The 19,948-nt window shown below is 72.9% G+C and carries 21 protein-coding genes; 11 read left to right on the plus strand and 10 right to left on the minus strand.

Features of this window, described 5'->3' with window-relative positions; genetic code table 11:
- The first annotated feature begins 32 nt into the window (after positions 1-32).
- Together ACIPSA_RS15675 and ACIPSA_RS15680 are read left to right on the plus strand one after the other, a co-directional pair.
- Positions 33-416: a hypothetical protein gene (locus tag ACIPSA_RS15675; protein WP_402634257.1), complete on the plus strand. Its 384-nt coding sequence runs from the start codon at positions 33-35 to the stop codon at positions 414-416.
- Positions 413-715, plus strand: coding sequence for a DUF4031 domain-containing protein (locus ACIPSA_RS15680; RefSeq protein WP_402634260.1), 303 nt, complete (start codon positions 413-415; stop codon positions 713-715). The genes ACIPSA_RS15675 and ACIPSA_RS15680 overlap by 4 nt, the downstream gene beginning before the upstream one ends.
- Positions 716-721: 6 nt before the next feature.
- Here ACIPSA_RS15680 and ACIPSA_RS15685 read toward each other — a convergent pair whose 3' ends face one another.
- The gene (locus ACIPSA_RS15685; protein WP_402634263.1) at positions 722-1,792 is read right to left on the minus strand and encodes a GNAT family N-acetyltransferase; all 1,071 of its coding nucleotides are present in this window, start codon (positions 1,790-1,792) and stop codon (positions 722-724) included.
- Between the two features lie 10 nt (positions 1,793-1,802).
- Entirely contained in the window at positions 1,803-2,465 is a 663-nt protein-coding gene (locus tag ACIPSA_RS15690; protein ID WP_402634266.1) for a hypothetical protein, read from the minus strand.
- Between the two features lie 49 nt (positions 2,466-2,514).
- Between ACIPSA_RS15690 and ACIPSA_RS15695 the strand changes: the two genes are divergently transcribed.
- The 3 genes from ACIPSA_RS15695 to ACIPSA_RS15705 all read left to right on the plus strand — a co-directional run bounded on the left by ACIPSA_RS15695 (position 2,515) and on the right by ACIPSA_RS15705 (position 4,053).
- Complete coding sequence (locus tag ACIPSA_RS15695) at positions 2,515-2,925, plus strand: maleylpyruvate isomerase N-terminal domain-containing protein (protein ID WP_402634269.1); 411 nt, start codon at positions 2,515-2,517, stop codon at positions 2,923-2,925.
- Positions 2,891-3,214: a hypothetical protein gene (locus ACIPSA_RS15700; protein ID WP_402634272.1), complete on the plus strand. Its 324-nt coding sequence runs from the start codon at positions 2,891-2,893 to the stop codon at positions 3,212-3,214. The genes ACIPSA_RS15695 and ACIPSA_RS15700 overlap by 35 nt, the downstream gene beginning before the upstream one ends.
- A 134-nt stretch (positions 3,215-3,348) precedes the next feature.
- The gene (locus ACIPSA_RS15705; RefSeq protein WP_402634275.1) at positions 3,349-4,053 is read left to right on the plus strand and encodes a copper homeostasis protein CutC; all 705 of its coding nucleotides are present in this window, start codon (positions 3,349-3,351) and stop codon (positions 4,051-4,053) included.
- Between the two features lie 155 nt (positions 4,054-4,208).
- Here ACIPSA_RS15705 and ACIPSA_RS15710 read toward each other — a convergent pair whose 3' ends face one another.
- Positions 4,209-6,296 (minus strand): HelD family protein, encoded by a 2,088-nt coding sequence (locus ACIPSA_RS15710; RefSeq protein WP_402634277.1) that lies wholly within the window; start codon positions 6,294-6,296, stop codon positions 4,209-4,211.
- Positions 6,297-6,524: 228 nt separating this feature from the next.
- Here ACIPSA_RS15710 and ACIPSA_RS15715 point away from each other — a divergent pair, with 228 nt between their 5' ends.
- Both ACIPSA_RS15715 and ACIPSA_RS15720 read left to right on the plus strand, forming a co-directional pair.
- Positions 6,525-6,704: a hypothetical protein gene (locus ACIPSA_RS15715; protein WP_402634280.1), complete on the plus strand. Its 180-nt coding sequence runs from the start codon at positions 6,525-6,527 to the stop codon at positions 6,702-6,704.
- 18 nt (positions 6,705-6,722) lie between these two features.
- Positions 6,723-7,922, plus strand: coding sequence for a glycosyltransferase 87 family protein (locus ACIPSA_RS15720; RefSeq protein WP_402634283.1), 1,200 nt, complete (start codon positions 6,723-6,725; stop codon positions 7,920-7,922).
- A gap of 48 nt (positions 7,923-7,970) precedes the next feature.
- On the opposite strand, the gene ACIPSA_RS15725 is transcribed toward ACIPSA_RS15720, so the two are convergent.
- A complete protein-coding gene (locus ACIPSA_RS15725) occupies positions 7,971-9,614 on the minus strand; it encodes a DNA repair helicase XPB (RefSeq protein WP_402634286.1) in 1,644 nt (547 codons plus the stop codon).
- Positions 9,615-9,698: 84 nt separating this feature from the next.
- Positions 9,699-12,254, minus strand: a complete 2,556-nt coding sequence (locus ACIPSA_RS15730; protein ID WP_402634289.1) for a helicase-associated domain-containing protein — start codon at positions 12,252-12,254, stop codon at positions 9,699-9,701.
- A gap of 155 nt (positions 12,255-12,409) precedes the next feature.
- Between ACIPSA_RS15730 and ACIPSA_RS15735 the strand changes: the two genes are divergently transcribed.
- Positions 12,410-13,426 (plus strand): hypothetical protein, encoded by a 1,017-nt coding sequence (locus tag ACIPSA_RS15735; RefSeq protein ID WP_402634292.1) that lies wholly within the window; start codon positions 12,410-12,412, stop codon positions 13,424-13,426.
- A gap of 143 nt (positions 13,427-13,569) precedes the next feature.
- Positions 13,570-14,205 carry an HAD family hydrolase gene (locus tag ACIPSA_RS15740; protein WP_402634295.1) on the plus strand — a complete coding sequence of 212 codons (636 nt, stop codon included), beginning with the start codon at positions 13,570-13,572 and terminating at the stop codon, positions 14,203-14,205.
- Here ACIPSA_RS15740 and ACIPSA_RS15745 read toward each other — a convergent pair.
- Positions 14,181-14,432, minus strand: coding sequence for a hypothetical protein (locus ACIPSA_RS15745; protein WP_402634298.1), 252 nt, complete (start codon positions 14,430-14,432; stop codon positions 14,181-14,183). The two genes, ACIPSA_RS15740 and ACIPSA_RS15745, sit on opposite strands and share 25 nt — an antisense overlap.
- Before the next feature lie 164 nt (positions 14,433-14,596).
- Here ACIPSA_RS15745 and ACIPSA_RS15750 point away from each other — a divergent pair, with 164 nt between their 5' ends.
- Complete coding sequence (locus tag ACIPSA_RS15750; protein ID WP_402634301.1) at positions 14,597-14,980, plus strand: cold-shock protein; 384 nt, start codon at positions 14,597-14,599, stop codon at positions 14,978-14,980.
- Between the two features lie 4 nt (positions 14,981-14,984).
- Here ACIPSA_RS15750 and ACIPSA_RS15755 read toward each other — a convergent pair whose 3' ends face one another.
- From ACIPSA_RS15755 to ACIPSA_RS15770, 4 genes are all read right to left on the minus strand, one after another.
- On the minus strand, positions 14,985-15,866 hold the full coding sequence (locus tag ACIPSA_RS15755; protein WP_402634304.1) for a 1,4-dihydroxy-6-naphthoate synthase: 882 nt from the start codon (positions 15,864-15,866) through the stop codon (positions 14,985-14,987).
- A complete protein-coding gene (locus ACIPSA_RS15760) occupies positions 15,829-16,572 on the minus strand; it encodes a futalosine hydrolase (protein WP_402634307.1) in 744 nt (247 codons plus the stop codon). Before ACIPSA_RS15760 ends, ACIPSA_RS15755 begins: the two co-directional genes overlap by 38 nt.
- An 11-nt stretch (positions 16,573-16,583) precedes the next feature.
- On the minus strand, positions 16,584-17,060 hold the full coding sequence (locus tag ACIPSA_RS15765) for a DUF2771 domain-containing protein (RefSeq protein ID WP_402634310.1): 477 nt from the start codon (positions 17,058-17,060) through the stop codon (positions 16,584-16,586).
- Positions 17,061-17,131: 71 nt separating this feature from the next.
- The gene (locus ACIPSA_RS15770; RefSeq protein ID WP_402634313.1) at positions 17,132-18,556 is read right to left on the minus strand and encodes an MFS transporter; all 1,425 of its coding nucleotides are present in this window, start codon (positions 18,554-18,556) and stop codon (positions 17,132-17,134) included.
- A 356-nt stretch (positions 18,557-18,912) separates the two neighbouring features.
- Here ACIPSA_RS15770 and ACIPSA_RS15775 point away from each other — a divergent pair, with 356 nt between their 5' ends.
- Positions 18,913-19,839 (plus strand): DUF3027 domain-containing protein, encoded by a 927-nt coding sequence (locus ACIPSA_RS15775; RefSeq protein WP_402634316.1) that lies wholly within the window; start codon positions 18,913-18,915, stop codon positions 19,837-19,839.
- Positions 19,840-19,948: the final 109 nt, after the last annotated feature.

A 19,948-nucleotide genomic window follows, 5' to 3' on the forward strand; every position in this document is an offset into this window, starting at 1 on the left:
GTGCAGTGGTCAAGACCGCGCACAATGGGAGCATGGACCCCGTAAGCCCTCTGGAGCAGGCTCTGCATGCCGCCCGCGCCCTGGTGCTCGCCGATCTGGTCGCGGGCGAGGTCGCCGAGGCGGACGTCGTCTCGCTGGTCGAGGACTCCGTCGTACAGCGCCGCTGGTGGATCGAGCAGTGGCCGGACGGGGCCGGCTACCTGGCCGGGCTGGTGGCCCAGGACGTGCAGGACGCGTTGCTCGACCGGTACGGGCGCTGGCCGCTGTGCCCCGTCTGCGGCTCCGGCGACCCGCACGCGCTGGACGTCGAGCCGGAGCTCGGGCCCGATCCGCACTGGGTGTGCCACAAGGCGGGCGTGAAGGTCGCGGCGGTCGGGTCACTGGGGCGGGCGACGGGCGGGATGTCCTCCTCGTGACGGTGTACATCGACCCCCCGACCTGGCCCGGACACGGGCGCCTGTGGTCGCATCTCGTGAGCGATGCGTCGTACGACGAACTGCACCTGTTCGCCGCGGAACTCGGTGTGCCCCGGCGGGCCTTCGAGCGCGACCACTACGACCTTCCGTCGCACCGGTACGCGGACGCGGTGGCCGCCGGGGCGGTGGAGGTGGGCAGCCGCGAGGTGGTGCGGCTGCTGCACGCCTCCGGGCTGCGCAGGCGCAAGGGGCGGGCCGTCGACATCGGGCGGGCCGGTGACATCGGGCGGGCCCGGTAACCGGGCCTAAGCGCGCCGCAGTTCGTAGGCGAACTCCTCCTCGTCCGCGCTCACCTGCGTGAACCCGGCCCGGGTGACGACGGCCTGGGAGGCCGTGTTGTCCCGCTCGACCGTCGCGAACAGCGTGCGTACGTCGTCCCGTGCCAGCGCCCAGTCCGCCAGCGCGCGCAGGGCCTCGGTGGCGTAGCCCTGGCCGCGGGCGCCCTCGACGAGGTCGTAGCCGATCTCGACGCGCCCCTCCTCGTCCGGGGCGCCGTGGAAGCCCATGCCGCCGATCGCGCGGCCGTCCTCCCGCCGGACCAGGACGAACAGCCCGAACTCCGGCCGGTGCACGCCCGCCTCGTACGCCTTGACCGTCATTCCGGCGGCGTCCCGGGTGCCCTCGTACGGGCCGCCCTCGATCCACTCGAAGCCGCCGTCGCCGCCCAGGCGCAGGTCGCGGGCGGCGGCGGGGCGCACGCCGGTCAGGGTGAGGCGCTCGGCCGGGATGACGAGGTTGTTGCGCCAGCGCCACTCGGTGACCGGGGCGCGGCCGGGCAGCTCGCCCCTGCCGGTCGCCCACAGCAGGGTGGGCCAGGCGGCCGGGCCGGGCTGGACGTGCGGGAAGAGCCAGGTCAGGACGGACTCGGCCAGCTCCTCGGACGGCGTGTAGGAGATCCCCAGGCCCTCGGCGATGTCGTGCGTGTGCAGCAGCATCTCGGCGATGCCCATCGCGGCGAAGCCCTCGCGGTCCGCGCTGCGGAAGGGGTACGGGTGCCAGGCGCGGACGTCGGGCGGGGTGGTGCCGACCGTGGTGGCGAGCAGGGTGCCGGTCGTCTCGATCACGTGCAGCAGGCCCGCGTTGTCGGTGCCCTCGTCGAGGCTGATCTCGAAGGGGACGTAGGAGTCCTGTGCGCGTCCGGCCAGTTGCCCGGCGTACGCGATGAGGTCGCTCGCGATGTGCTCGGCCGTCTTGTGGCAACTCCACTCCAGCCGGCCGGCCGTCACTTTTGTCCAGTCCCGGTCCAGCACGGTCCGCAGCGCCGCCACGCAGTCCGCGACGGCCTCTTCCACCTGTTCCCCGCCCAATGCACGCATGGGCCGCACACTAGGTGGTCGGGTCAGCCGGGGTCGACAGCATTTCCAGCTCGGAGCGGAGGTTGTAGCGGGCGGTCGCCTCCCACTTCGTTTCGCCGTACGGCGTCCTGAACAGGCGTGGCAGGTCGAGGAGTTGACGCAGGATCGCGGAGCGGCCCGCGCGGAAGTCGTCGTTCGGGACGAAGTGGTACTCCTCGCGGACGGCGGCGGTGTAGGCGGCGTACGCGGACGGAGGCGCGGCGAGGATCGCCAGGTCGGCGTCGCACAGCACCTGGCCGTCGCGGTCGTCGTCGGCCGGGTCGTGGGTGACGGTGAGCCGGACCAGCCGGGCCACCTCGGCGGTCCGGTCGTCGGGCACCCCGGCCTCGGACAGCGCGCGTTCGGCGAGCCGGGCCGAGCGCTCCTCGTTCTCGGAGCGGTCGGGGAGGTAGACGGCGTCGTGGAACCAGGCGGCCAGGCGTACGACGTCCGGGTCGGCCGCGTGCTCCTCCAGCACGTCGACGTGGTCGAGGACCGCGGTGAGGTGGGTGAGCGTGTGGTAGTGGCGCTGCGGCTCCTGCCAGCGGGCGAGCAGGTTGTCGGCGTACGGGACCGGGTCGGGGCCGCCGCCGGGGCCGCGGGCTCCTTCCAGGGCTCGGGTCCAGCGGGTGCGGAGGGCGTCGAGGTCGGCCATGGGGTCATTCTTGCGCGCGCGTGCGTGCGGGCCGCCTAGCTTGGACGCCATGACTGATGTTCATGGTGCACGCGATCCCGAACTGCCCGGACGGCTGCTGGCCGTCGAGCGCGACGCGCTGATACCCCTGCTGCGGGCCCGGCCCGACGCGGACTTCGCGCTGGCGACCGCCGCGTGTCCGGGGTGGACGGTGCGGGACGTGCTCGCGCACTGTTCGGCCGCGCTGATCCGGGTGGGAGAGCCGCTTCGAGAAGGGCGTGTTCTCGCCCGAGTCGAACGACCGGGACATCGTCGAGCGGGCCGTGGGGGCACCTCCCACGCCTTTAGGGCAGTGGGGGAGGACGAACGCGCGGGTCGTCGACGAACTGGAGCGTGGGTTGACCGAGGCCGGGCCGGTGATCGCCAGGGCGGGCGGGGTGTTGGACATGATCGCGCTGGGGGAATGGGTGCACGCCGGTGATGTGCGCGAGACCTTCGGCGAGCCGGGCGCCTACTCCGGGGCCGGGGTGCCGTACGCGCTCACCCTGCTGGCCCGGGTGACCCGGGAGAGGGGGCATCTGCCGGTGCACGCCGACCTGGACGACCTGGACGAGCCGCTGCGGCTGGGGGAGGCGAGCGGGTCGCGGACCCCGGCGCGGTTCATCGGGGACGCCCCCACGCTCGTACGGCTGTACTCGGGACGGCCGGTCGCGCAGGCGTCGTACGAACTGGTGGGGGCGCGGGCGCGGGAGATGAACATCTTCGGGTGACTCCCGGACGACTGACTCCCGGACGAATCCCGGGCGACCGGGGGGCGATCTCGCGGCCCCGCGCCTTCCCGACGTACCCTGAGATTGGACTAGACCTGTAGCCGCTCCAGGGGAACACCGACGGAAGGGGTCCTATGAGCACGCGTGCAGTCCTGGAGGTGATCGCCCTCGGCCCCGAGGACGCGGTCGCCGCCCAGGCCGGAGGCGCGGACCGCCTCGAACTGGTCACCGACATCGCGGCGGACGGACTGACCCCGCCGGCCCGGACCTTCGCCGCGATCCGGGCCGCCGTCGACATCGACCTGCGCGTGATGCTGCGGCTGGCCGACGGATTCGCGGCCGGGGACGTCGTCGGCCTGGTGCGGGTGGCCGGGGAGATGCGGAGCGCCGGGGCCGACCAGTTCGTGCTCGGCTTCCTCGACGCGGACGGCGGGGTGGACCTGGCGGCGGTGGAGCGGGTCGTCGCCGAGCTGGAAGGCTGCCGGTGGACCTTCCACCGGGCGATCGACCGGACCGCGGACCGGGACGCCCTGCGCAAGCAACTGGCCGACCTGCCCGGCCTCGACACCTACCTCACCGCCGGCTCGGCGTCGGGCGTGGACGACGGACTCCCCACGCTGCACGCCGAGGCGCTGCGGCGCGGGGAGCCGGGGTACGAGCAGATGCTCCTCGTCGGCGGCGGACTCCGCCTCGACCACGTGCCGACCCTCCTGGACGCCGGCATCGACGGTTTCCACATCGGCGGGGCGGCACGGCCGGAGGGCTGGGCGGGGCCGGTGTCGTCGGCGGCGGTGGCCGAGTGGCGGCAGGCGCTGGACCTGAGGGTTCCGCAGCCCTGAGCGCTCCGCTGGAAGTCCGGTGTGTCGTCCGCGGGTCCGTCGTGGCTGGTCGCGCCCACGCGGCGGAGCCGCATATCGATACAGCCCCGCGCCTCTTCAGGGCGCTGCCGAACCGCACCGGACTTCGCCGGACCCGCTCAGGGCCGGGGATCCCGTCAGCCCAACTGCTCCGGCAGTGGGGCCATGTGGGTCACGATCAGGCCCGACACCGCTCGGGTCAGGGAGACGTACAGGCGGCGCAGGCCGGTGCGTTCGTCCGGTTCGCCGTCGACCACGGCCCGGGGCTCGTCCAGGACGACGTAGTCGTACTCCAGGCCCTTGGCGAGCGAGGCCGGGACCAGGGTCAGCCGGGTCTCCCGGGTCGTCTCCTCGCCGGGGGCCAGGTAGCCGATGCCGGCGGCGGTGAGCGCCTCGGCGAGGGCCGGGACGCGGGCGTCGGCGGCGATCAGACCGGTGGAGCCCTCGTTGCGCAGCAACTCCGCGCAGGCGGCGACCACGTCGGCGGTGTCGGAGATCGTACGGACCTCGAAGAAGCCCGGGTTCTCACGGACCGACGCGACCGGCGTGAGACCGGGCGCGATGTGCGGCAGCAGCAGGGAGGCGTAGGTGATGACGTCCGTCGGCACGCGGAAACCCGCGGTCAGCTCCTCGACCACCCCGTCCGACTTCCCCAGGTGGGCCAGGGCCTCGTCCCAACTCCGGGTCGCCCACGGCGTGGTGCCCTGCGCCAGGTCGCCGAGGACGGTCGCGCTGCCGGTGGTGCAGCGGCGGCCGACGGCCCGGTACTGCATGGGTGAGAGGTCCTGCGCCTCGTCCAGCACCACGTGCCCGAGCGAGTGCGTGCGCTGCACGAGGTCGGTGGCCTCGTCGATCAGCACGGCGTCCGCGGCCGACCACTTGGCGGACCTGACGCTGCGCACCGGCTTCGCCCACAGGATCGTCTTCTGCTCGTCCTCGTCGAGGATCCCCTCGGCGTGCGCGGCGAGGAAGTCCGCGTCGGTCAGCAGCCGCAGCACCAGCTTCGCCGGGTCGACGGGCGGCCAGATCTCCTTGACCACGGCCTTCACCGCGCTGTTGCGGGCGACGGAGTCCTGCACCCGGTCGTCGGGCGCCTCTCCCGACCGCTCCATCTGCACCAGCACGGCGTGCGCGATGCGCTGCGGCAGGGCCTCGCGGGCGGCGCCGTAACGGATGTCCCGGGCCAGCAGCTCCCGCACGATCTCCTCCAGCTCGTACGCGGGGACGCGCCACCGCCGCGAGCCACGCACCACCACGACCGGCTCGGTCGGCATGGTCACGTCCGCGTACACGGCCTTCCTCAGGACGTCCGCCATGCGCGCGTCGCCCTTCACGAGCGCGGCGGCCGCGTCGTCCGTGCCGTGCACCTCCACGTGGGCGACCAGGTCGTCCACGGTGGCCTGCCGCACCGCCAGCTCGCCCAGGGCGGGCAGCACCTGCTCGATGTAGTGCAGGAAGGACTTGTTCGGGCCGATGACGAGGGTGCCGGTGCGGGCGAGCCGCTCCCGGTGCGCGTACAGCAAGTAGGCGACCCGGTGCAGGCCGACGGCGGTCTTCCCGGTGCCGGGGCCGCCCTGCACACAGACGGTGCCGGACAGACCGGACCGCACGATCTCGTCCTGCTCGGGCTGGATGGTGGCCACGATGTCGCGCATCGGACCGACGCGGGGGCGCTCGATCTCCTGCTGGAGCAGCTTGCTGGTGGTGGCGGCCCCCGATGGATCAGCGGGGTCGGAGAGGTGCTCGTCCTCGTACGCCGTGATGTCCCCGCGGGTGTATCCGAAGCGGCGGCGCAGCCCGACGTCCATCGGGTCCTTCTTGGACGCCCGGTAGAACGGCTGCGAGACCGGTGCGCGCCAGTCGATGACCATCGGGTCGCCGTCGTGGTCGTGCACATGCCGGCGTCCGATGTAGAACCTCTCGCCCTCCGCGCCCTCCGCCCGGTCGGCGCCCGGAGCGTGCAGATAGTCGAGGCGGCCGAAGAACAGCGGGGTGTCGCTGAGGTCGGCCAGCGCCTTGATGCGCTCGTCGATCTGGCGGGCCAGGACCTCGGCGTTCACCCAGTTCGCGGTGACGTCGCTGATGTCGAGCGACTCGGCGTCCTCCCGCATGACACGCAGGGCGGCACGGGACTCGGCGAGGTGGGAGCGCTCACGGGCGAGGGGGTCGCCGGCGGACGTGGACAAGGGGGTGCCTCCGGTGGGGCTGCTGCGTGTCTGCGACATGGATGCCGTCCGGTTTCCGGCCGGGCGGCGGCACTCCGATGGGGAGGCGGGCAAGAGCGGAGATTCTAGTGAGGTGGGCCGGGCGAGGGCCAATGGATTTTCGTCCCCTAGGGGGCGGGGCCGCCCCGGAGTAGGGGGAGGGGTCCATCCACGGGTGGACGGGGAGGCGGTGCGGGTTGGCTCCGCAGACCGATGCCGATCACATCGCCCCGGAGCCACCATGGAGACATGAGCGCAGCAACCATCCATCCAGTCCCTGCCCGGCCGTCCGGCGCCACCGCCGTCGCCGGCGTCCACCACCACCGCCTGGGCAGCGCCCTCCGCGCCATCAAGGTGTTCGCGGAAGCGGCGTTCAGCGTGGTGGTCCTCGGTGAGTACGGCGAGGAAGCGGGCATACGCCACAAGTAACCCCATAAGGTCACATCCGTGCCGAAACGGATGGTGACGTTCTCACCCCTTCCCCTGCTTCTCCTGGCCGCGTCCCTCTCCTCCTTCGCCGCCCTCTGCTTCCTGCAACGCATCCCGATGGCGGACGTGCTGGTCTACCGGGCCGAGGGCGAGGCCGTCGCCCACGGCGGCGACCTCTACGGCCTCACGGTCACCGAGTGGCGGCTGCCGGCGACGTATCCGCCCTTCGCGGCGGTCCTGTTCGTCCCGACGACCTGGATCGCCCTCCCGGCCCTGAAGGCGGCGTTCCTCGCGGGCAACGCGCTCCTGCTCGCCGGTCTCGTCCACCTCTCCGCCCGCCTCGCGGGCCGGACGGCACCCGTGCCGCTGCTGTGCACCGCCACCGCCCTGGCCCTCTGGCTCGAACCGGTCTTCCAGACGCTCCTGTTCGGCCAGATCAACCTGGCGATCACCTGCCTGGTGCTGTGGGACCTCACCCGCAGGCCGGGCGCCCGGGGCAAGGGCGTCGCCCTGGGCCTGGCGGCCGGCATCAAACTCACCCCGGCCGTCTTCATCGCCTACCTGTTCCTGACCGGACGCCGACGCGAGGCAGCCACGGCGACGGCGGCCTTCGGCGGCACGGTCCTGCTGGGCGCGCTGCTGCTCCCCGCGGCCAGCGTGGACTTCTGGACGAGACGGCTGTACGAGACGGGCCGGGTGGGCAAGGGCTGGATCGTCGACAACCAGTCCCTGCAAGGGCTGGTCGCGCGGGTCTTCGGCGACCCCGCGCCGGGCCTCGCCTGGCTGCTCCCGGCGGCCGCCATCGGGGCGCTGGGACTGTGGCTCGCGGCAGGGGCCGGGGAGGAACGGCACGGCATCCTGCTGACGGCGTTCACCGCCCTGCTCGTCTCACCGATCAGCTGGTCCCACCACTGGGTGTGGTGCGTCCCGCTCACCGCCGTACTCCTCGCGGAGGGCCGCACCCGCCTGGTGGCCCTGACCCTGACGGTCTTCACCGCCCGCACGATGTGGCTGCTGCCGCACCAGGGCGACCTGGACCTACGGCTGCCCTGGTGGGCACAGCCGCTCGCGGCGCCGTATCCGATGCTGGGGCTGGCGCTGCTGGCGGGGTCTGGCGTCCTCGGGCAGCGGTCGCTCCCGGGAGACCGGGCACTCCGCGAGGATCTGCGAGGCGAGCCGGATCCCGGGCTCCTGGTCACCTACGCCGACCGGCCGTGAGACCTCGGCGCAGCAGTGGTCCGCAGCGGCGCGCCGGGTCCCCGTCGCTCAGCCCTCCGCCAGCATCTCGTCCGCGTCCACGATCCGGTACGCGTACCCCTGCTCCGCCAGGAACCGCTGGCGGTGGGCGGCGAAGTCCTGGTCGATGGTGTCGCGGGCGACCACGGAGTAGAAGTGGGCCTGGTGGCCGTCGGCCTTGGGGCGCAGGACACGGCCGAGGCGCTGGGCCTCCTCCTGGCGGGAGCCGAAGGTACCCGACACCTGGATGGCGACCGTCGCCTCCGGCAGGTCGATGGAGAAGTTGGCGACCTTCGACACGACCAGCACACTGATCTCGCCCTCGCGGAACGCGTCGAAGAGCTTCTCGCGCTGCGCGTTGGAGGTCTCGCCCTTGATGACGGGGGCGTTCAGGTGCTCGCCCAGTTCGTCGAGCTGGTCGATGTACTGGCCGATGACGAGGATCTGCTGCCCCGCGAAGCGCTTCACGATCGCCTCCGTGACCTTCCGCTTGGTCGCGGTGGTCGCACAGAAGCGGTACTTCTCCTCGGCCTCGGCGGTGGCGTAGGCGAGCCGCTCCGAGTCCGTGAGGTTCACCCGCACCTCGACACAGTCGGCGGGCGCGATATAGCCCTGCGCCTCGATCTCCTTCCACGGGGCGTCGAAACGCTTGGGCCCGATGAGGGAGAACACGTCCGATTCCCGGCCGTCCTCGCGCACGAGGGTGGCCGTCAGCCCCAGCCGCCGGCGCGCCTGCAGATCGGCGGTGAACTTGAAGACAGGAGCCGGCAGCAGATGGACCTCGTCGTAGACGATCAGACCCCAGTCACGGGAGTCGAAGAGTTCGAGGTGCGGGTAGACGCCCTTCCGCCTGGTCGTCAGCACCTGGTACGTGGCGATCGTGACGGGCCGGATCTCCTTGCGCGTCCCGCTGTACTCACCGATCTCGTCCTCGGTGAGACTCGTCCGCTTCACCAGCTCGTGCTTCCACTGCCGCGCGGAGACGGTGTTGGTGACGAGGATCAGGGTGGTCGACTTGGCCTGCGCCATGGACCCGGCACCGACCAGCGTCTTCCCGGCTCCACAGGGCAGCACCACGACACCGCTGCCGCCGTGCCAGAAGTTCTCCACGGCCTGCTTCTGGTACGGACGCAGCGCCCAGCCGTCCTCGGCGAGCTCGATCGGGTGCGCCTCGCCGTCCACGTACCCGGCGAGGTCCTCGGCCGGCCAGCCCAGCTTCAGCAGCGTCTGCTTGATCTGCCCCCGCTCGGAGGGGTGCACGACGACGGTGTCGGGGTCGATCCGGGCGCCGACCAGCGGGATGATCCGCTTGGAGCGCAGGATCTCCTCAAGGACCGGGCGGTCGGTGGAGGTCAGGATCAGCCCGTGCGCCGGGTGCTTGCTGAGCGTCAGCCGCCCGTACCGGTCCATCGTCTCGGCGATGTCGACCAGCAGCGCGTGCGGCACCGGGTAGCGGCTGTACTCCACCAGCGCGTCCACGACCTGCTCGGCGTCGTGCCCGGCCGCCCGCGCGTTCCACAGCCCCAGCGGCGTCACCCGGTAGGTGTGGATGTGCTCGGGCGCCCGCTCCAGCTCGGCGAACGGAGCGATGGCCCGACGGCAGTCGTCGGCCCGCTCGTGGTCGACCTCCAGGAGCAGGGTCTTGTCGGACTGGACGATCAGCGGACCATTCACGCGCGGCACCCTTTCCCTACGGCCGTTTCATCGGCCAAACGTCCAGTGTGCCCTACCGGCCGACGATCAGGGCCGGCCGCGGGATCACTCGTCCGCCAGCTCCGCCACCCCCGTGATCCGGTGCAGCGGATACGTCCGCACCTCGTCCGCCGTGTGGTCGTACGCCGTCACGAAGCCGCCCTCCACACGGACGGGGGCGATGACGCGCTGGCTCGCGGCGCCCTCGGCGTTCACATAGCCGATCCACAGGGCCTCGCCGGTGAGGACCGCTGCCTGCATGGTGGCGAGGGTCTCGGCGGAGCTGGTCCGGGGCAGGTCGCCGCTCGCGGCCGGGGCGCCAGCGGTCTTGCGCGGGGTCGTGGCGGCGAGGTCGCCCGCCCGGATGGCACGGATCGCGGCCGACAGGAGCGTGCCGTCCGGGGTGGGCGGGCCCTCCGGGACCGGTTCGGGCGCCGTGCGGGGCGGGGTGCGGTGGGCGTGGGCACGGGTGATCAGGACGTCGCCCTCGGCGGACTCGGCGGCGGGGGCGTAGCCCATCGCGCGCAGCCCCTCCAGGAGCGTTGCCGGATCGGCCTGCGCGGCCAGCACCGTCGGGGCCAGGCGGCGCAGGAGCAGGGCGGCCGCACGCCGGTCGGCGAGGATCTCGTTCAGGAGGGCGTCGTCGTCGCAGCGCACATAGGCGGAGGCCGCGCCCACGCGCAGATGGCCGTGCTTCCTGGCCACGTCGTCGATCAGGTACGCCATCGGCTGCGGGACCGGTGTGCGGGAGTGCGCGGCCAGGAAGGCGTGCAGGTCGGAGGCCGTGCGGCCGGCGTCGAGGGCACGGCGTACGGAGGCGGGGGTGAACCGGTAGACCGTCGCGCCACCCTTCGACTCCACGTCCGCGAGCACCCCCAGCATGTCGGCCAGCGGGCGCTCCAGCGGTCCGGGCGCCACCGCCGTCAGGTCCGCCTGGAGCAGCACGTGGTCCAGCGGCTCGGGCAGGAGCGGGGCGAGGAGACGGGCGGCCGCGGTGGAGGCCACCGCCTGTTCGGACGGGGAGAGGGACTCGTGGGGCGCGGGCGCGCGGTGGTGATGGTGGTGGGCGGGGAGCTTGTCGCCGGGACCGACCGGCTCGGCGGCCGCCGGGCCCTGCGCGGGACGGCCCGGCGCCGGTGCTCCGAGGAGCGCCCTGCCCTGGGCGGACAGCGCCCCGCGTCCGGTGACACCCAGCAGTTCCGCCTCCGAGAGGGTCCACTGGGCGAGACGGGAGCGCAGGTCGTCGTCGCGCTGGGGGCCGCGCAGGGGGCGTTCCCAGCGCAGGCGGGCCAGCACGGAGTCGGGGGCGGGGGCCGCGCCCTCCGGGAGAGCGGCCAGCAGGGACAGGACGCGGTGACGCACCTCGGGCGCGGCGGAACGGTCGAGTCCCGGCCCGAGTGTCGACAGCACACGGTCCTTCGTGTCCCGCCCGCCGACCACACCCGGCGTCCGGGTTGCCGTCAGCCACGCCTCGGCGAGCCGGGCCCAGCGCTCGGCCGGGGGCTGCTCCAGCCACTCGTCGTAGGCCGGGGTCGCCGCGTACCGCTCGTCGGCCTCGCCGTCCGAGGCCAGCAGGCCCGCCGCGTAGGCGAGCTCGACCCAGAAGGCGGCGACGGGCTCGGGCACGTCGAGCGCGACGGCGGTCCGCTTCAGGTCCCGGACGCTCAGGCCGCCCGCCCGCAGCACCGCCGGGCCGCCCTCGTCCCAGTCCTTCAGCAGCTCCTCGACGGTCGCGAGGGCGCCGTACGCCTGGCCGGCCGCGGTCGCGTCCACCATCCGCGGAGCGTGCGTCGCGGCCGGTTCGACGGCGGGCGGTACGGCCTCGGGCGCGCGGTGGGCACGGCCCTCGCGCAGGTGCAGGGCGACCTCCCGGGGGAGTACGACCGTGCCGGGCGACGTCGGCAGCAGCAGGCCGCGGTCGAGCAGCCAGCGCAGACGGGGCGCCGGGTCGTGGGTGACCTGGCCGTACGGCGGGCCCCAGACCAGCCGGGTCAGGACGTCGAGGGACTCCTCGGACGCCTCGGCGAGCAGCGCGGCCATCCTCTTCCGGTCCCTGAACAGGGCGGTCAACGAGGCCGCGGCGGAGACCGCGTCGTGCGTCGAGGGCAGGCCCGCGGTCGCCACGATCTCCTGGATCCGGCCCGGCGACATGCCCGCGGTCGCCTCCTGCACGGTCGGGCCCAGGCCCGTCGGGGACGGGTGCTGCGGCGACGGGGCCAGCACCTCACGGGCCGTGCGGACCAGGCGGAGACGGTCGTCGTCGCCCCACACCAGGGCCTGCTCGCGGAGGGTGGACAGGGCGCGGGGAAGGGCGGCGGCCACGGCCGGATCGTCCGCCTCACCGGCGTCCCCGGCCATCAGGCCGAGCAGCTCGGCGTATGTCGCCGGGTCCGCCGCCACCGCCAGCGCCTCCGCCGTCTGCAGCGCGAAGCGGTCCAGGCGCTCCAGGGCGCGCAGGACCGAGGAACGGGTTCCGGCGCGGGTGGCGAGCTGGGTGAGGTCGGTGGGGACGGGGGTGATGAGGTCGGGGCGGCTGCGCAGGAGCGCGGCCAGGGAGGCGTCGTCCCTGGCGCGGAGCGCCTCCGCGAGGGAGCGGGGCGCCGGACGGTCCTCGGTGCTCATCTGACCCACGGTAGCGGGTCGCCCCCGGCGGTTTCGCCGATGAGGTACGGCCCGGTGGGGGTGCCTCGTGCCCGGAGCCGGACGGGCTGGCCGGTGCCGACCTGCGCTACCTTCGTCCCGCCGGGTAACAACATGTCAGCCCCGGAGGGGACTTCGTGGGTATCGAGAGCGACCAGGTCGTCTACGAGTATCTGAGCCGCGTCGGCGATGTGGCGCAGCAGCGGCAGTTGCCGTCGTCCGACCGGATGCGCCTGGTCTCGGAGTTGCGGAACGAGATCGACCGGCACCGCGCCAAGGTCTCCGTCGACAGCCCCGCCGCCGTCCGCCGCATCATCGCCCGCCTGGGCACCCCGGACGAGGTCGTCGCGGCCGCGGGGGGCACCGCCGGTGCGCCGTCGGCGCCGCCCGCCTCCGTGCCCGTACAGCCGGCGCGGCCCGGCCCCGAGCCGAAGCGGCTGCGCCGGGTCGTACCGCGGCCGCGCCCCGCCGAACCGGAGCCGCCCGCCCGCTCGGACGCGCCGTCCCCGCCGCATCTGGCCGGAGAGCACGAGCTCGGCGACAGCGCGTTGCGGCCGGACTGGTGGCGGATGGACAGCAGCCCGTTCGGGGAGGGCGACAGCGTGCCGGGGTTCGTCGGCGGTGTGGAGATCCCGGAGCTGCTCAAGCCGCCGCTGAAGGAGAAGCCACCGGAGCGGGACACGCGGGACACGCGGGACACGCGGGACACGAAGGAGAAGGAAAGGGAAGAGGAGACCGGGCCGGCCGAACCGGACGCCGACGCCGCTGCCGCCGCCCCCGCCCGGCGCCGTCGGCTCGCCCTGCCCCGGCCGGCTGCCGGCTGGACCAACCCCCTCCTCCTGCTCGCCGCCGGGCTGCTCGTCGCGGGTGCCGTCCTCGGCAACTGGTTCGGGCTCATCCTGGGCTGGCTCATCGCGTACGGCTCGCGCCGTCTGACCCCGCTGGAGACCAAGTGGGCGGTCATGGGCATGCCCGGACTGGCGCTGGCGGCGGGAGTGGTCTGGCTTTGGGGGAGGAACGAGGGCCGCTGGGGCACCCCCATCGCCCAGGGACATATGAACGCCGCCGTCGCCGAGACCTGGCCATGGGTCGTGCGCGGCGCCGCCGTGGCCTCGGCCCTCTACCTGGTCTGGCGCTCCCAGCGCCGCGGCTAGTCCGACGGGACCTGAGTCAGGCCTGGGCCAGACCTGGGTCAGACCGGGGTGAGACCTGAGTCAGACCTGGGCCAGACCTGGGCCCGGTGGGGTCGCCCACCTCACAGTCCCGCGCTGCCTGGACGCCGTACCGCCTGGGCACAATGACCCATATGACTTCTTCCGCGCTGACCGTCGGGTTCGACCTCGACATGACCCTGATCGACTCCCGGCCCGGCATCCACGCCTGCTACCTGGCGCTGTCCGAGCGGACGGGGACGTACATCGACGCCGATCTGGCGATCACGCGGCTCGGGCCGCCGCTCGCGGAGGAGCTGGTCAACTGGTTCCCGGCCGAGCAGGTCGGGCCGATGAGCGACCTGTACCGCGCGATGTACCCGGCCATCGCCGTCGCCGCGACGCCCGCGATGCCCGGTGCCCGGGAGGCGATCACGGCGGTCCAGGCGGCCGGCGGGCGGGCCATCGTGGTCACCGCGAAGTACGAGCCCAACGCCAAGCTGCACCTGTCCCACCTCGGCCTGGAGCCGGACGTGGTCGTCGGCGACCTGTGGGCGGAGCAGAAGGCGGATGCCCTGCGCGAGCACGGGGCCCATGTGTACGTCGGGGACCATGTGGGGGACGTGCGCGGCGCCCGTACCGCCGGAGCCCTGTCGGTCGCCGTCGTCACCGGACCGTGCGACGCGGAGGAACTGCGCACGGCGGGCGCGGACGTCGTCCTCGACGACCTGGCCGCGTTCCCGCAGTGGCTGACCGGCTACCGGGAGTCGGCGCGCGCCTGACGGCGGCCCGCCGAGATGGACCGGAGCAGCCCCGCGCCCGCGACGAGGAAGCCGACGCCCATCAGCATGCTCAGGCCGAACATGTACGTCGGAAAAGGCTTCGCCCCGAGGAACAGCGGTGCCACGGTGACGAGAGTGGCCACGGCACCGATGAAGAACACGATGGCACCGGCACGGATCAGTCCGTCGCCGGGCCCGGCGGAATTCGTTTGGGTTTTGTCACGCACCGGACCAGGGTAGTTCCCAGCCCGAAGGAACAACCGGGCGACGTCTTGTCACCCGCCCCAAGACCATTAGCCTGGGTACCGGCGGGTCGTCGACGACCCGCTCTAGTGCTATCAAGAGCCGTTTCCGAAGCAGTTTTCCGACGAGTACGAGGACGAGGACAGACGTGCCTACCGGCAAAGTCAAGTGGTTCAACAGCGAGAAGGGCTTCGGCTTTCTCTCCCGCGACGACGGCGGTGACGTCTTCGTCCATTCCTCTGTTCTCCCCGCCGGAGTCGATGCGCTCAAGCCGGGGCAGCGCGTGGAGTTCGGAGTGGTCGCCGGCCAGCGCGGCGACCAGGCTCTCTCCGTCACGGTCCTCGACCCGACGCCCTCGGTCGCGGCCGCCCAGCGCAAGAAGCCGGACGAACTGGCCTCCATCGTGCAGGACCTGACGACCCTCCTGGAGAACATCACGCCGATGCTGGAACGCGGCCGGTACCCCGAAAAGGCCGCCGGCAAGAAGATCGCCGGTCTGCTCCGGGCCGTCGCCGATCAGCTGGACGTATAGCCGCTCACACGAAATCGAGCGCTTGCGGGCCGAGGGGCGGGACGAGTCCCTCGGCCGCCGCACGCGTCAGCAGACCCCTGACCGCCGCGTATCCGTCCTCGCCGAGATCCGACGTGAACTCGTTGACGTACAGCCCGATGTGCTGGTCGGCGACGGCCGGATCCATTTCCTGGGCATGCTCCATGACGTACTGGCGGGAGGCCTCGGGGTCGTCCCAGGCCGCGTGCACGGACGTGTGGATGGACTCGGCGAGCAGCCGCAGCGTGTCCGCGCCCAGCGACCGCTTGGCGATGATCGCGCCCAGCGGAATCGGCAGCCCGGTCGTGTCCTCCCAGTGCTCGCCCATGTCCGCCAGCTTGTGCAGCCCGTAGTTCTGGTACGTGAAGCGCGCCTCGTGGATCACCAGCCCCGCGTCGACCTTCCCGTCCCGCACGGCCGGCATGATCTCGTGGAACGGCATGACGACGATCTCACCGACCCGGCCGGGCAGCGTGTCCGCCGCCCACAGGCGGAAGAGCAGGTAGGCGGTCGACTTCTCGCTGGGCACGGCGACCGTACGGCCCGTCAGGTCGGTCCCCGCCTCGCGCGTCAGCACCAGCGGCCCGCAGCCCCGGCCCAGCGCGCCCCCGCACGGCAGCAGCGCGTACTCGTCGAGGACGTACGGCAGCACCGCGTACGACACCTTCAGTACGTCGAACTCGCCGCGCTCGGCCATTCCGTTGGTGATGTCGATGTCCGCGAACGTCACGTCGAGCGCGGGCGCGCCGGGGACGCGGCCGTGGGCGAGGGCGTCGAAGACGAACGTGTCGTTGGGGCAGGGGGAGTACGCGATCCGCACCGGACGGCTCTCAGGGCTCAGGGGACTCGTGGGGCTCAGTGGGCTCATTCGGCTCATGTGGGTTCCAACTCTCCAGTACCGGCGAGAGCTTCCCGAAGCCCTCGGTGAGGGCCGCGAGGGCGTCGCCGATACGCCAGGCGGCGCGGTCACGCGGGCCGACGGGATTGGACACCGCGCGCACCTCCAGGACGGGCACGCCGTGCGCGGCGGCCGCCTCGGCCACCCCGAAGCCCTCCATGGCCTCGGCGAGGGCACCGGGGTGACGGGCGCGCAGTTCGGCCGCGCGGGCGGCCGTGCCGGTCACGGTCGAGACGGTGAGTACGGCTCCCGTGCGCGCTCCGGCCGCGGCGGCGACGTCTCGTACGAGTGTTTTCGGCGGACGGTGGCTGACGGTCCCGAAGCCCAGCTCGGTGACCGGAAGGAAGCCGTCGGGCGTGTCGGCGCCCAGATCGGCGGCGGTGATCTCGTCGGCCACGACCAGGGAGCCCACGGGGGCCCCGGGCTGGAAACCGCCGGCGATCCCGGCGGAGACGACCAGGGCGTAGGGGGCGCCTTCCAGGGCGGCGGCGGTGAGCGCCGTGGCGGTGGAGGCGGCGGCGAGGGCCGGGCCGACACCGGCGGCGAGGAGGTCGTACGCTCCGGCGGTCCGTCGGAGCACCACCCCGGGGAGCACCAGCTCACGTACCGGCCCGGTGAACGCCCGAGCCACCGCGTCCCGTTCGGCGGGGACCGCGGTGGCCACGAGCACACGCATGGAAGACGTGGTCAGGAGCTGCTCTTCTTCAGCTTGAAGGACCACAGGCCCTGGACGTCCTTCTCGCCCTGCTTGACGGAAACCAGGGTCGAGTTGCCCTGGGCGCCGTACTGGGCATTGAAGAACACGCTGCCCGGGATGGTGCGGTACGTCTTCTTGCTGGAGTCGGTGAGCGGCTGACCGTTCATCAGGATCGTCCAGCCGCTGTCCGCGATCTTCGGGTCGACGCCGAAGCGGACGGTCTCGTCGGGGTCCACCGTGATGGACTTGATGTCGGTGTCCTTCAGACACTTGGCCAGGGAGGCCGTGTCCAAGGCGTTGCCGTCGTTGTAGCAGGTCGCCTCGGAGTTGACCGAGCTGGTGCCGACGGTGATCGTCGCGATCGGACTCGGCTTCTCGCAGGCCGACAGAACGAGCAGTCCGGCGGAAACGGCGCCGGCGGCGGCGACGGCGCGGCGGCGTCGCACAACGGATTGCATCGTGGTCATGGTCGAAGGCTATCGGGCCCCCCGGGCCGTCCCCCTACGTGGGGTGCGGCGTGCCCGGTTCGTTACGCCAGTTACGCCACTCGCGGTCGTGCCCGGCCGCCCTGGCGTGCCGCGCTCAGCAGCCCGCGCAGGGTGGTCAGCCAGCCGATGGCCACGATCACGGCGGCCACGGCCAGGCCCAGCGTGCCGTTGAGCGGCATCACGATGCCGACCGCGCCGCCGAACACCCACGCCATCTGCAGCATCGTCTCGGAGCGCGCGAACGCCGACGTACGGACCAGTTCCGGCACGTCCCGCTGGATCAGCGCGTCCAGGGACAGCTTGGCGAGAGCCTGCGCGAACCCGGCGACCGCGGCCAGGCAGGCCACCAGGAACGCGCCGAAGAACAACGCCGCGACGACCGCCGTGCCGAGCACCACCGCGACCACGGTCACGATGATGATCTCCGGTGCCCGTGACCGCAGCCAGGCCCCGACCGCCGTGCCGAGCGCGTTGCCCACGCCCGCCGAGACGGCCACTATCCCCATGGACACCGCCGCGCTCTCGCCGGTCAGCGGGTGTTCACGCAGCAGGAACGCGAGGAAGAAGATCAGGAAGCCGGAGAGGCAGCGCAGGGAGGCGTTGGCGCCGAGGGCGTGGGTGACGGCCGGACCGACCGTGCGCAGCCCCGGGCGCTTCACCGGCTTGCGGTGCGGCCCGTGCAGATGCTCCTCGTCGGCCGCGAGCAACGCGAAGTCCTCGCCCTTGGCCGAGTCGACCTTCGGCGGCAGGGAGAAGGAGAGGAACGTACCCGCCACGAAGATCAGGAAGGCGCCGTAGAGCGGCCAGCTCGACCCGATGGCCTGCAGTCCCGCACCGACGGGCGCGGCGATGCCGGTGGCGAGGAGCCCGCCGAGGGTGACCCGGGAGTTCGCCTTCACGAGGGACATCGGGGGCGGGAGCAGCCGGGGCACGACCGCGCTCCGCACGACCCCGTACGCCTTCGAGGCCACGAGCACCCCCAGCGCGGCCGGGTACAGCTGCAGGCTGCCGCTGGCGGCGGCCCCCGAGATGATCAGCGCGAGCAGGGCGCGGGCGAACATCGCGCCGGCCATCGCGGCGCGGCGGCCGTGCGGCAGACGGTCGAGGAGCGGGCCGATCACGGGCGCGAGGACCGTGAAGGGGGCCATGGTGATGGCGAGGTAGAGGGCGACGCGGCCGCGGGCCTCGTCGGTCGGCACCGAGAAGAAGACGGTGGAGGCGAGGGCGACGGTGACCATGACGTCGCCGGCGCCGTTCACGGCGTGCAGTTCGATCAGCTTGCCGAGTCCGGACTCCCCCGCGCCGTGCGCGTGGGTCGCCTTCCGGATGCCGCGGGCGGTGCCGGTGACCGGGAAGTGCAGGGCACGGCCGACGGAGCGGACGGCACCGCGCATCCGGCCCGCACCGCCACCTCGACTGCTCCCCTTGACCCCACCGACCCCGGTGGCGTCCTGGGACGACCTTGCGGCTGCCACGACGTTCATAGTGCACTGAGAACGTTGTCCGTAGGGCACTTTGCAGCCGAGCGAGTCGGGCGGCCGGGCGGCAATCAGGCGCCGCGCGAGCGGTTACGAGGCGTTGCGGGGGCGGGTCCGAGGGGCCGCGGAACCGGGAATCGACACCGGGAAGCGGCGAATGAGTCCCGTCGGTGTAGGCCGAGCGCACTCGAACAGGTAGCGTGCGTATCTCAGCCATCCCGCAGAATGGATGGCAGAGGTGCGCCCGAGAGCGATCGGACGCGGACGTCGATGCGGCCCACAGGTCCGCTCCGTCCGCCCCACCGCCGGAGGCAGGCGCACCCGTGAGACGGCGTAGGAGAGAAGCGATACCTGTGAGCGCAGCGACAACGCGAAGCCGCACCCCCGACCGCCTGTGCGCCGAGGCGGTCGACCTCGCCCGTGCCGCGGCCGAGGAGGCCGCCGCCCCCGGTGTGGTCGGCGAGCACGTGGGCCTGGTGTCCGAGGGGGACCGCGTTGTCACGCACTTCTTCGAGTGCAAGGAACTCGGATACCGGGGCTGGCGCTGGGCGGCGACCGTTGCCCGGGCGTCCCGCGCGAAGGTGGTGACGCTGGACGAGGTCGTCCTGCTGCCGGGCTCCGACGCGCTCCTCGCCCCGGAATGGGTGCCGTGGAGCGAGCGGCTGCGCCCCGGCGACATGGGCCCCGGCGACCTCCTCCCGACGGACGCGGAGGACCTCCGCCTGGAGCCGGGCTACTCCGGCGAGGACGAGCCCCTGCCGAGCTCCCCCGTGTCGCACGAGATGGCGGAACTGGCGGAGGCGGAGGACGCGGAGGTCACTCCCGTAGCCCCGGCCACGCTGCCCACGACACCTTCCCGGGGCTCGATCGCCTCGGTGGCCGAGGAACTCGGCATGCGCCGCGCCCGAGTCCTCTCCCGCTACGGCCTGCACACCGCCGCAGACCGCTGGGACGACGCGTTCGGCGCCAAGACCCCCATGGCCCAGGCGGCCCCCGCGTCCTGCGTCACCTGCGGCTTCCTGGTCCCCCTCGGCGGCTCCCTCGGCCAGGCCTTCGGCCTGTGCGCGAACGAGTTCTCCCCGGCCGACGGGCGTGTCGTGTCGCTCACGTACGGCTGCGGCGGCCACTCGGAGGCCGCGGTCATGCCCAAGCCGCCCCAGCCGGCGGCCCCGGTCATCGACGAAACGAGGGTGGACCCCTTCCCCCTCCGCCCGGCCCCCGACTCCGGCTCGGTACCGGCCGCCTCCGACGAGGACGCGGCGGAGCTGGGTCACTCGTAGCGGGCGGCTGTACGACCGGCCTGCGACAACGGTCCCGGGGGCCGGCGCCCCCGGCCCCCCGCTTCGGCCTGAACGGCCTCGTCCTCAAACGCCGGACAGGCTGGACGGT

The sequence above is a fragment of the Streptomyces sp. NPDC086549 genome (assembly GCF_044746205.1).
Taxonomy (GTDB): Bacteria; Actinomycetota; Actinomycetes; order Streptomycetales; family Streptomycetaceae; genus Streptomyces.